General features: G+C 50.9%; 9 protein-coding genes and 1 pseudogene. 9 read left to right on the forward strand and 1 reads right to left on the reverse strand.

Annotated features, from left to right (window positions below):
* Positions 1-35: 35 nt before the first annotated feature.
* The 6 genes from L21SP2_RS15605 (at position 36) to L21SP2_RS17675 (ending at position 9,285) form a co-directional block, all read left to right on the forward strand.
* Positions 36-3,095, forward strand: coding sequence for a ribonucleoside-diphosphate reductase subunit alpha (locus tag L21SP2_RS15605; RefSeq protein ID WP_280113262.1), 3,060 nt, complete (start codon positions 36-38; stop codon positions 3,093-3,095).
* Positions 3,096-3,166: 71 nt separating this feature from the next.
* Positions 3,167-4,159, forward strand: a complete 993-nt coding sequence (locus tag L21SP2_RS15610; protein ID WP_024269548.1) for a ribonucleotide-diphosphate reductase subunit beta — start codon at positions 3,167-3,169, stop codon at positions 4,157-4,159.
* A gap of 74 nt (positions 4,160-4,233) precedes the next feature.
* Positions 4,234-6,663, forward strand: a complete 2,430-nt coding sequence (locus L21SP2_RS15615; protein WP_024269549.1) for a ribonucleoside triphosphate reductase — start codon at positions 4,234-4,236, stop codon at positions 6,661-6,663.
* A complete protein-coding gene (locus L21SP2_RS17665; protein ID WP_024269550.1) occupies positions 6,660-7,478 on the forward strand; it encodes an anaerobic ribonucleoside-triphosphate reductase activating protein in 819 nt (272 codons plus the stop codon). The genes L21SP2_RS15615 and L21SP2_RS17665 overlap by 4 nt, the downstream gene beginning before the upstream one ends.
* A gap of 479 nt (positions 7,479-7,957) precedes the next feature.
* Complete coding sequence (locus L21SP2_RS17670; RefSeq protein ID WP_053335728.1) at positions 7,958-8,419, forward strand: IS5 family transposase; 462 nt, start codon at positions 7,958-7,960, stop codon at positions 8,417-8,419.
* 188 nt (positions 8,420-8,607) lie between these two features.
* On the forward strand, positions 8,608-9,285 hold the full coding sequence (locus L21SP2_RS17675; RefSeq protein ID WP_053335729.1) for a transposase: 678 nt from the start codon (positions 8,608-8,610) through the stop codon (positions 9,283-9,285).
* Here L21SP2_RS17675 and L21SP2_RS15630 read toward each other — a convergent pair.
* Positions 9,282-9,731, reverse strand: a pseudogene (locus tag L21SP2_RS15630) (transposase); the annotation flags it as partial. The gene L21SP2_RS17675 and the pseudogene L21SP2_RS15630 sit on opposite strands and share 4 nt — an antisense overlap.
* Before the next feature lie 131 nt (positions 9,732-9,862).
* Here L21SP2_RS15630 and L21SP2_RS18190 point away from each other — a divergent pair.
* The 3 genes from L21SP2_RS18190 (at position 9,863) to L21SP2_RS15645 (ending at position 12,200) form a co-directional block, all read left to right on the forward strand.
* A protein-coding gene (locus tag L21SP2_RS18190) for an IS5 family transposase (RefSeq protein WP_425277201.1) occupies positions 9,863-11,334 on the forward strand; the annotation gives its coding sequence in 2 pieces (ribosomal slippage) (positions 9,863-10,270 and positions 10,273-11,334; 1,470 coding nt in all).
* A 26-nt stretch (positions 11,335-11,360) separates the two neighbouring features.
* Positions 11,361-11,651, forward strand: coding sequence for a response regulator (locus tag L21SP2_RS15640; RefSeq protein ID WP_280113294.1), 291 nt, complete (start codon positions 11,361-11,363; stop codon positions 11,649-11,651).
* A 228-nt stretch (positions 11,652-11,879) separates the two neighbouring features.
* The gene (locus tag L21SP2_RS15645) at positions 11,880-12,200 is read left to right on the forward strand and encodes a hypothetical protein (RefSeq protein WP_144083036.1); all 321 of its coding nucleotides are present in this window, start codon (positions 11,880-11,882) and stop codon (positions 12,198-12,200) included.
* The last annotated feature ends 189 nt before the right edge of the window (positions 12,201-12,389 follow it).

Here is a 12,389-nt window from a genome sequence, read left to right on the forward strand (position 1 = left end):
AACATATAATTTTTCTCCGTTCCAGCGCGCATTTTATGCGTGCGTTTGTGCATGAAATTTCGGAGAAGTACCCGTCCCCGGTCTTGGTAAGAGAGCATGGTGGAAGGGGCGAAAATCGCAAGGAGGACAATATGAGAGTAAGCCATGTTCGCAAGCGCGACGGCAGACAGGGGGAATTTGACTTCTCCCGGATACGCTCGGCCCTGAGCAGAGCGTTTGAAGCCGGCGGGGAAGGCAGAGAAGAAACGGGCGAAAACGAGCACCACGACAAGGTGGAAGCAACCGCTGCTGAGATTGAAAAGATGATTCGGTCATGGGAGGACGCTCAACTGGCGGCTATTGGCCCCGGAGCGGAGCTGCCCGCCATCCCCGTAGAGGAAATACAGGAAATGGCCGAGACGGCTTTGATGAAGTGCGGGTACTTCGAAACAGCCAAACGCTACATCCGTTACAGGTATCACCACGGATTGGAGCGAAGAGAAACCGGTCGCCAACGAAAAGAAGACGCCGAGAGCGGGAAAATGGCGGTGGCCACCGGCAGCGGCCAGAGGGTCAGCTTTTCCCGAGAAAATCTGGAAGCGTATTTGAACCAGCAGCGCCAACTCCTCGGCAAAGTAAAGGCCGCCGAAATTGACAGCAGCCGCATAAGCCGCATGGTTCTGGAAGGGCTTGGCGAAACGGTGAGCACCGCAGAACTCAGGCTCCTCAGCGTTCAAGCCGCAGCCGGGCTCATAGAAGAGGACCCGGTGTACGATGAATACGCAGCCCTGCTCCTGCGCCAGGCACATGCGCGGGAACTGCTGGCCTCCGAGGCTGGAGAAAGCGGGTATTTTACCGCATACCGTCAAGGCTTTATCCGGGAAATCAACCGGGGCATCGAACTCTCATACTTCGATCCCCGCCTCGCCGAATTTAATGTAGAGGCAATGTCTCAGGCCATAAAACCCGAACGGGATATGGAATTACGCTACATCGGCAGCGAGACCCTGCGCGAGCGCTATCTCCTGCAGATTGAAGGCAAGCCCTCGGAAACCTATCAGGGTTTCTGGATGCGGGTCGCAATGGGCCTTGCTCTGAATGAGGCTAATAAAGAAGAAAAGGCCCTGGAGTTCTACGAGCTTATGAGCAGCCTTCGATTTATTCCATCTACCCCCACGCTTTTCCACGCAGGATTGGAACATCCCCAGCTTTCAAGCTGCTATCTTTCCACGGTGAACGACGATCTCTCGCATATTTTCAAGGTGATGGGCGACAATGCGGCCCTTTCCAAGTGGTCGGGCGGAATAGGAAACGACTGGACACGCGTTCGGGGCACCGGCGCTTGGATTGCCAGCACCAAGGTGCACTCCCAGGGAGTCATCCCCTTTCTGAAAATCGCCAACGACGTCACCGTCGCCATTAACCGCTCGGGCAAGAGGCGGGGAGCGACCTGCGCCTACCTCGAAACATGGCATTACGACATTGAAGATTTCCTCGATCTGCGCCGCAACACAGGCGACGACAGACGCCGCACCCCGGACATGAACACCGCCAACTGGATACCCGACCTGTTTATGAAGCGGGTTGAGGCCCAAGGCGAATGGACCCTGTTCTCCCCGGATGAGACCCCCGACCTGCATGACCTATACGGTTCGGACTTCGAGAAACGATACGAGGAGTACGAAGCGGCTGCGGCAAGGGGCGAGATCAATCTCTTCAAAAACGTTGAAGCCGAAAAGCTTTGGCGAAAGATGCTCTCCAGGCTCTTCGAAACCGGTCACCCCTGGATAACCTTCAAGGATCCCAGCAATATCCGCAGTCCGCAGGATCACGCGGGGGTGGTGCACAATTCCAACCTTTGCACCGAAATAACCCTCAACAATTCGTCTGACGAAACTGCAGTGTGCAACCTGGGCTCGATAAACCTTCCCCGGCATCTGCGCGCTATTTCTGATGAAAGCGGCGGGGATAATAATACCGGTGCAGCATTCGTTGAACTCGACGAAGAGCTTATCGCCGGGACAGTTTCCACCGCCATCCGCATGCTGGACAACGTCATCGACATCAATTACTACCCCACCGAAGAAGCCCGGCGCAGCAATATGCGACACCGGCCCATCGGCCTGGGCATACTTGGATTCCAGGACGCCCTGTTCATGCAGGGTCTCGGCTTCCATCACGAAGAGGCTCTGGCCTTTGCCGACAGATCCATGGAGGTTATTTCCTGGAACGCCATAATGGCCAGCTCCCAGCTCGCAGCCGAAAAAGGTGCTTATGACAGCTTCAAGGGCAGCAAGTGGGACAGGGGCATTCTTCCCCAGGACAGTCTGGACATCCTTGAAGCCCAGCGGGGCATTGACATTGACGTTCCCCGTGGCGGAGCTCTGGATTGGGAGCCGGTTCGGCAATCGGTTAAGAAACACGGCATGCGAAACTCGAACACCATGGCAATCGCCCCCACGGCGACCATCTCTAACATCGCAGGTGTCTACCCCTGCATAGAGCCGGCGTACAAGAACCTCTATGTAAAGAGCAATATGTCCGGCGAATTCACTGTTGTGAACCGCTACCTGGTCCAGGAGCTCAAGGCCATGGACCTGTGGAACGACCAGATCCGCGAACTGCTCAAATTCAGGGACGGCTCGGTTCAGGAAATAACCCAGATCCCCGCCGAACTACGGGAGCGCTATCTTGAAGCCTTCGAGATTGATCCGGTTACCCTGCTTCGCTTCACCGCCAGGAGAAGCAAATGGATAGACCAGAGCCAAAGCCACAACGTCTTTATGAAGGGAAGCTCAGGCAAAATGCTGGATACCATCTACCGCAGCGCTTGGCGTATGGGATTAAAAACCACCTATTATCTGAGAACTCTGGCCGCGAGCCAGATTGAAAAATCAACCCTGGATGCAAAGGTCTACGGCTACACCCAGAAACGGGGTGCAGGGGCAAGTGCAGGCGGGGATGAAAGTTCGCCGGCTACAGGCAGCACTCCCGAGAACCAGCCGGTTGCAAAAGTCGCAGGTGTTGGTCTGGCTCTTGCCGCTGCTCCCATGACGGCGGTTCAGGGAGCTGAAATTTGCAACCTTCTGGATCCCGACTGCGAGGCTTGCCAGTAAGAGGAAAAATCCGGCGCAGGATTCACAGGAATCCACGCCGGTACGCCAGCATTAATCAATGAGGAGAAAACATGGCAATCATCAACAACAGTAAGACCGACCCGAATAAAATCCTGCCCATGACGTACTCATGGGCCAGGCAGCATTACAAGGACGGGGTAGCGAACAACTGGGTTCCCGAGGAAATCCCCATGCAGGACGACATAGAGCTCTGGAAATCCGGACGCCTGAGCGACGCGGAGCGGCACCTGATTATGTGGAACCTTGGATTTTTCAGCACTGCCGAAAGCCTGACCGCAAACAACATTGTTCTGAGCGTGTACAACCACGTCACCAATCCCGAGTGTCGGCAGTACCTGCTGCGCCAGGCCTACGAGGAGGCGGTGCACACCGACACATTTATCTACTGCTGTGATTCCCTGGGTCTGGACCCCGACCAGCTCTACGGCATGTATGAGACTATCCCCTCCATCAAGGAGAAGGACGACTTTGTCATCAACCTCACCGAAGGAATCCTGGATCCACATTTCTCAACCGTCGGCAGCGACAACATCAGACGGTTCATCCACGACCTCATCGGCTATTACGTTATAATGGAAGGAATATTCTTCTACGCCGGCTTCGCCATGATGCTGGCCCTCAAGCGCCAGAAAAAAATGGTTGGCATTGGCGAGCAGTTCGAGTACATCATGCGGGACGAGAGCCTGCACCTTGCCTTCGGCGCTGACCTCATTAACACCATCGTCGCCGAAAATCCCGATATCTGGACCGATGAATTCAAGGCTGAGGTCACAAAGCTCATCGCCGAGGCGGTGGAACTGGAAAAGGTTTATGCCAGAGACGCATGCCCCAACGGCATACTGGGTTTCTCCTCGCAGCAGTTCTGCGACTACGTCGAGCACATCGCAGACCGCCGCCTTGAGCGGATAAATCTCAAAGCAATCTACGGGAAACCAAATCCCTTCCCCTGGATGAGCCAGTCCACCGACCTTTCCAAGGAGAAAAACTTCTTCGAAACCAGGGTAACCGAGTACCAAATAGCCGGCAACCTGGACTGGGATTAGAGGGCGAACAAAAAACACACGGCTACCCGTACCATTAACCACGAAGCATTGATAAACATAAAAGGAGACAGACAATGGAAACCACGCAGATATCAGTAATAAGCAGAGACGGTGAAATTCGCAACTTCGATATCTCCCGTATAGAAAATGCCGTTTCGAAGGCATACGCCGCTGTAGCCCACTTGGACAGCCAGGCAGGATGGCCATCTGTAACGCCACACAACATTGCAGTTAAGGTTAGAGAAAAAATAATTTCATCAATAGCCGAGCTGAATACAGAGCATGGAATTGAGCCCATCAGCGTAGAGATCGAAAGAATTCAGGATGCTGTGGAACAGACGCTCATGGAAATGGAACTCTTCAAGCAGGCCAAGGCCTACATGCTTTATCGTTCCAAGCATGGGGAGCTTCGCAGCTTCGATGCCGCCATGCTGGACATCAGCAATACAATGGACGGCTACCTTGGGAAATCCGATTGGCGGGTAAACGAAAACGCAAACGTGAACTACAGCCTCGGCGGCCTCATTCTCCATAATTCCGGGGCGATAACCGCTAATTATTGGCTCAACAGCATCTATTCTCCGGAGGTTGCCAAGGCTCACAAGAGCGCAGCCTTTCATATACACGATTTATCGATGTTTTCGGGTTACTGCGCAGGCTGGTCCCTTCGCCAGCTCATTGCCGAAGGCCTGGGCGGGGTGAGGGGTAAAATATCCTCCACCCCGGCAAAACATCTGGTAACCCTGGTCCAGCAAATGGTGAATTTCCTCGGCATTATGCAGAATGAATGGGCAGGCGCCCAGGCATTTTCCAGTTTCGACACGTATCTGGCACCCTTCGTGCGCGAAGACGGGCTGGATCAGGCAGGGGTGAAGCAGGCTCTGCAAAGTTTTATCTACGGGGTGAACACCCCCAGCCGCTGGGGAAGCCAGGCTCCGTTTACTAACATCACCCTGGACTGGATGGTCCCTGGGGATCTGGCCGACAAGGCCGCAGTGGTCGGCGGCATTGAGCTTGACTATAGCTATGGTGACCTCCAAGCGGAGATGGACATGATCAACCGGGCGTTTCTGGAATTGATGATTGAAGGCGACGCGTCGGGACGGGGTTTTCAATATCCCATCCCCACCTACAATATCACCAAGGACTTCGCCTGGAATAGTGAAAATGCCGAGCTCTTATTCAGAATGACAGGTAAATACGGCACTCCGTATTTCCAGAATTTCGTAAACTCCGACCTCAATCCCGGTGATGTCCGCTCAATGTGCTGCAGGCTCCAGCTGGACAAGCGCGAGCTGCGCAAACGGGGGGGAGGGTTGTTCGGCAGCGATGAGTTCACCGGCTCAATAGGTGTTGTAACTATTAATCTTCCCCAAATTGCCCACCTTGCCGCCGACCGCCACGATTTCCTTGCCCGCCTTGACGAGCTTATGAATCTTGCAAGTGAAAGCCTGGAGACCAAGCGCGTGGTTGTGCAAAAGCTCCTGGACCAGGGACTGTTCCCCTATACAAAACGATACCTCAGCCATTTGAACAACCATTTCTCCACCATCGGGATTGTCGGCATGAATGAGGCCACGGAGAATTTCATGGGCAAAAACCTTCTGGACAACGAAGCTCGGGCTTTCGCCTTGGAAATACTGGACCACATGCGCAGCCGTATGGCCGATCTTCAGGAGAGCACCGGCAGCTTGTACAACCTGGAAGCCAGCCCGGCGGAGGGAACAAGCTACCGCCTGGCTCTGCACGATACAAAAAATCACCCTGGCATAATAACCGCGGGCACCGAAGAACAGCCCTTCTACACAAACTCGACCCAGCTGCCCGTGGATGCAACAGCAGATATTTTGGACGCCTTGGATCTGCAAGATGACATGCAGTCCAGGTACACCGGTGGAACGGTGTTCCACGGATTTCTGGGAGAAAGCATAAAGGACTGGAGGGCCTGCGCGGATCTGGTCAGAATTATCGCCCACAACTACCGCCTACCCTATTTCACCATATCGCCAACATTCTCCATTTGCCCGGTCCACGGATATTTGGACGGCGAGGTGCACGAATGCCCCCATTGCAGCGGCGAAACCGAAGTCTACAGCCGCATAGTCGGATATTACCGCGCCCTGAAAAACTGGAACCAGGGCAAGAGTCGAGAATTCGTCGAGAGGAAGACCTATGTTCATACCATAGACAGCGCGGGGATGGTTCGCCCCGATACTCCAACCATCGCAAACACCTTGATCGCAAAAGCCGAGGCTGCGCATAGCGCTCCCAGCCTGGAGTACTACTTTACCCCAAGCTGTCCCAAATGTCCCTCGGTGAAATCGACACTGGAGAATGTGGCTGCGAATTTTACCCCGGTAGATGCGGCATCTGAGGGTGGTGCGATTCTGGCTGCGGAAAACGGCATATCATCGGTTCCAACGGTTATTGCTAGGGATCGCAATGGCAGAGAGGTGTTCAGGAGCAGCGATCTGAATCGCATCGCCGAGTACATCCGCAAATGAAAGAGCCCGTAGCCAAAATGATGAAAACAGAGACCTTCTGTGATCAAAAAGCCGGAAAGCTTCCCGGCATATCTCCTCATTCCCCGCACCAGCGTAGTGACGGTCTCTCCCGCCTGGGGTTCTACCCCACGAGCCTTGTGGATTTTCCCGGGCGGGTTGCCTCAGTTCTATTTACCGCCGGCTGCCCTTTGGCCTGCCCCTACTGCCACAATGCAGAGCTCATACATGGCAGGCACCCGGAGTCATTTCTTTCCATGGCAGAGGTACTTACAGCTTTAGCAGCCCGGCGAAACCGAGTCAGCCACGTAGTGATCAGCGGTGGCGAGCCGCTGGTGCATCCCGGACTTTACGATTTCATAGACGAACTTGCAGACATCGGTATGAGCATAAAGCTGGATACATCGGGAGTTCTGCCCTCCGCTCTCGAAAAGGTTCTCAACCATCCTGCGCTGGTGTATGTAGCCATGGATGTAAAAACCACACCCTCGAACTACGCCCTCGTCGGCGGAAAATCGGGCATGGGAAAAAGAGTTCTTGAAAGCCTCAGAATTCTGAGGGCTTGGAAGGATAGCGAAGAATTTTCATTGCATAGCACCAGGGAATATGAATTGCGGACCGTATGCGCTCCGGGAATTATTAATGAAATAGCTCTCAAGGAGATATCCGAGCTGCTAAATCCTGGGGAGAAATGGACGCTCAGCAGATACAAGGGCGAAAAGGTCCTCGATCCAGAAATAAATGAGCTGCCAATGTTGAGTGAAGAGCAAATAGTACAGCTTGAAAGCTGTTGGGAAAGACATGGATGTATATGCTGACTGACCCGCAAAATTCACGACGATAATCTCCCTTTCGTCCCAATTTTGGGACACTTCCCGTATCCATAACTGCAATATAAATTTTCTGTGAATTTCCAGCTACCCTGCTCATTCTGCACATGAACCCGTGCTATAGTTTTTTGCCTGCCACGCACTACTCAGATAATAATGATGATGTAATCCAGACAGAACAGGCATTTTCCTGATTACACCATCCTCAACTTCAACAGCAACATTTTAACCGGCAAGTCCATATAACTGATAGTTGATGGAAAATTGCGGAACATTATCATGACTCAACATGGCTCCAGAATTATCTACTGAAAAATCGATCAACTGTTGTTTTACATAGGGCCTCCTGAAAAAACCTTAACCCTATACATATAAATGAAATACTGCTAGAATTTGTGCATGAAGTGCACGGTTTTTGCGAAAACCAGGCAAAAACCCTTGCACCTGTTTTCTTGGCGGGAGGGATTATGTATAGAACTGAGGACAAAACGCAGCTTTCATTTGAAGGTTTCTATCTCCCATTTGGAGGCAAACTGAACCCCAATAACCGCTGGGTACAGCTTGCTGATTTAATTCCCTGGGAAGATTTAGAAGCAGAATACGCCTCACAGTTTGCTATCGAAAGCGGGCAAGGCGCTCCGGCAATACAGTTTCGGACAGCTCTGGGTGCCCTGATTATAAAGGAAAAATTAGGAATTACAGATGAGGAAACCGTGGAGCAGATTCGTGAGACGCCTTACCTGCAATATCTCATCGGAATGCAGGGGTACCAGGATGAGGCTCCCTTTGATCCATCAATGATGGTCCATTTCAGAAAGCGAATCAGCATGGACATGATCACTCACGCAAATGAATTGATTATTGCCGAAGAACGTAAAAAAAAACTGAAGATGATACGGAAGCTGAAAAAGAAGAAAATCCTGAGGTAGAGAATAGCGGGAAGCTGCTGATTGATGCCACCTGCGTACCCGGTGATATTCGATATCCCACCGATCTTTCGCTTTTAAATGAGAGCCGGGAAAAACTGGAAACCATCATAGACGTTCTTCACGCAGAACGGGCCAAGGGGGCGACAAAACCCCGAACCTACCGGCAGAAAGCGCGAAAGGATTTTTTAGTGGTCATCAAAAAGCGCAGAGCAAGCAAGAACAAGATTCGCAAAGCAATACGCAAGCAGCTGGGGTACATACGCCGTAATCTCCGGCATATAGAGCAATTAGCGACGGTAGTCGGCTTGAATAGCCTGTCTCGGCAGCAGTACCGGAATCTGTTGGTTATCTCGGAAGTCTTTCGCCAGCAGGCACTGATGTATGAATCCAAAGATCATCGAATATCGGGCCGGATTGTGAGTATCTCCCAACCCCATATTCGACCCATCGTCAGGGGAAAAGCCGGTACCCCGGTTGAGTTCGGCATGAAGATTTCATCCGCCAATATTGACGGGTACATGTTTATCGATCGCTGTTCATGGGATCCATACAACGAGTCTGGTGATTTAGTCATGCAGGCTGAAAAGTACAGGCACAGATATGGTGTGTATCCGGAATCAATACACGCCGATCAGATTTACCGCACCAGGGGCAACCGGAATTGGTGCAAGGAACGGGGAATCAGATTATCCGGTCCGCCGCTTGGTCGTCCACCGAAAGATCGTGGAGAAAATCGAGAACGAAAGAAGCTGGCCCGTCAGGATGAGCTGGATAGAATAGCTGTCGAAGGGACATTTGGCAGAGCAAAACGACGGTATGGAAATGTCAACATCGGTGCAGTCCCTAAATACCCAACATATTTTTAAGCAGCCTTTTCTTGAGTAACAAATTTTTCCCTGTAAATGGCAGGAGGCAATCCACCCTCATTCACGGTACTGATCCGCTTGCGATTATAGTAAACCATGACATAGCGCCAGATTACAGTCTTCACCTGTTCCCTGGACATTTTCCTTGTATTCATTTTGTACAACTTTTCTTTTTTCAGTGTTGCGAAGAAGCTTTCCATCCGGGCATTATCGTAGCACTTCCCGACGTCACTCATGCTCTGAATAGCCCGATAACTACCAAGCAACTCTTTAAATTGATCACTCGTATACTGGCTCCCAGCATCACTGTGTACGAGCACACCGCTTCCGGGAGTTCTGCTTTGATATGCATCAGCAATGGCCTGAATGCACAATTCCTTTTTCATATGCTCATCCATTGCCAAGCTAACAATCTCTCCTCCGAAACAGTCGAGAACAGGCGCTACATAGGGCCTCCTGAAAAAACCTTAACCCTATACATATAAATGAAATACTGCTAGAATTTGTGCATGAAGTGCACGGTTTTTGCGAAAACCAGGCAAAAACCCTTGCACCTGTTTTCTTGGCGGGAGGGATTATGTATAGAACTGAGGACAAAACGCAGCTTTCATTTGAAGATTTCTATCTCCCATTTGGAGGCAAACTGAACCCCAATAACCGCTGGGTACAGCTTGCTGATTTAATTCCCTGGGAGGATTTAGAAGCAGAATATGCCTCACAGTTTGCTATCGAAAGCGGGCAAGGCGCTCCGGCGATCCGTTTCCGTACAGCATTGGGTGCCCTGATTATAAAGGAAAAATTAGGAATTACAGATGAGGAAACCGTGGAGCAGATTCGTGAGACGCCTTACCTGCAATATCTCATCGGAATGCAGGGGTACCAGGATGAGGCTCCCTTTGATCCATCAATGATGGTCCATTTCAGAAAGCGAATCAGCATGGACATGATCACTCACGCAAATGAATTGATTATTGCCGAAGAACGTAAAAAAAAACTGAAGATGATACGGAAGCTGAAAAAGAAGAAAATTCTGAGGTAGAAAACAGCGGAAAGCTGCTGATTGATGCCACCTGCGTACCCGGTGATATTCGATATCCCACCGATCTTTCGATTTTAAACGAGAGCCGGGAAAAACTGGAAACCATCATAGACGTTCTTCACGCAGAACGGGCCAAGGGGGCGACAAAACCCCGAACCTACCGGCAGAAAGCGCGAAAGGATTTTTTAGTGGTCATCAAAAAGCGCAGAGCAAGCAAGAACAAGATTCGCAAAGCAATACGCAAGCAGCTGGGGTACATACGCCGTAATCTCCGGCATATAGAGCAATTAGCGACGGTAGTCGGCTTGAATAGCCTGTCTCGGCAGCAGTACCGGAATCTGTTGGTTATCTCGGAAGTCTTTCGCCAGCAGGCACTGATGTATGAATCCAAAGATCATCGAATATCGGGCCGGATTGTGAGTATCTCCCAACCCCATATTCGACCCATCGTCAGGGGAAAAGCCGGTACCCCGGTTGAGTTCGGCATGAAGATTTCATCCGCCAATATTGACGGGTACATGTTCATCGATCGCTGTTCATGGGATCCATACAACGAGTCTGGTGATTTAGTCATGCAGGCTGAAAAGTACAGGCACAGATATGGCGTGTATCCGGAATCAATACACGCCGATCAGATTTACCGCACCAGGGGCAACCGGAATTGGTGCAAGGAACGGGGAATCAGATTATCCGGTCCGCCGCTTGGTCGTCCACCGAAAGATCGTGGAGAAAATCGAGAACGAAAGAAGCTGGCCCGTCAGGATGAGCTGGATAGAATAGCTGTCGAAGGGACATTTGGCAGAGCAAAACGACGGTACTCAATGGGTCGATTAATGACAAAGCTTGCTGAGACCAGTGAATCGCAGGTGGCCATGATCATGCTGGTGATGAACCTGGAAAAGATTCGGAAGGATCTTTTTTACGTCTTTATCATAGCTATGCTACGCAGCCGAAAAATTACGAAGTCTCATTTCCCCGTGGTATTGGGGTATGGTAATATGGCAGCATAGGGTTTTTTCAGGAGGCCCTAATTGGGATTGCAGAAAAAAAGGAACTAGAGAATAAAGGTTATATTGTATATCTTGTGACTACTGGAAAAAAAGCAATTGAAACAATTACGCAAGAGAATTTGCCAGTAGATTTAATACTCATGGATATAGATTTAGGCTCTGGCATTGACGGGACACAGGCTGCCCAAATAATCCTAAAGGAAAAAGACATTCCTATCGTTTTCTTATCCTCACATACTGAACCTGAGATTGTTGAGAAAACCGAAAAAATCTCTGCCAGCCCCCGGCTACATATCTACAGTATAAATTTTCTGTGAAATTCCCGCTACGCTTCTCGTTAGATGAAAATGACCTGAGACCTTTCCTGATAGTTTCCCTGGATGGTACAGGCAATGCTTGTCCGCTTCTCATCGCTGAATTACAATACGTCATGTATGAGAGATGACGAAAATTCCGGAATTCAGCCGGCGGGGTCCCGTGAAAACGGGATTGATCGACGCTCGGAAAAGTTTCAATATATGCTGCCCTTTTATATGGAGCCGGGTATGAATGAGCTTCACGGCACTCTGGGGCTGGGTGACAACAGTTTATGTATTGAGTGGCGATTGTATGATCTCTTTGAATCTCCCAAAGGAGAGCTTGAATCCCTGATCTTCGATGTGAACAAGCTCGTTTCCGCCAATTTCCGAAAGGGGCTGTTCGGCGGAACCCTCCGACTGGTTTTTACCTCTTCCTCAGTAATCAGTAGAATCCCGCTGCCAACAGGGCAGCTAAATGAGATGCGTTGTATTATACGCCGAAAGCACCGTAGAGAAGCGGAGCTCTGGACTGCTGAATTGAACCTGAGGATAGCTGAAAATCTATAGGAGGGAATTCGATTATGCTGCCGTTGTGCTACAATAAGTCTGATGCAGATTCTGTCAACGAAACTACATGTTCCACCACCTCCGGAAAATATAGTCCGACGCCCCGAGCTTCTGGAACTGATGAATATCGGCGCAAAGCGCCAGCTTACCCTGATTTCAGCCCCTGCGGGATTCGGCAAAGCTCTAATT

Source organism: Salinispira pacifica (genome assembly GCF_000507245.1).
In the GTDB taxonomy this organism is placed as follows: Bacteria; Spirochaetota; Spirochaetia; order DSM-27196; family Salinispiraceae; genus Salinispira; species Salinispira pacifica.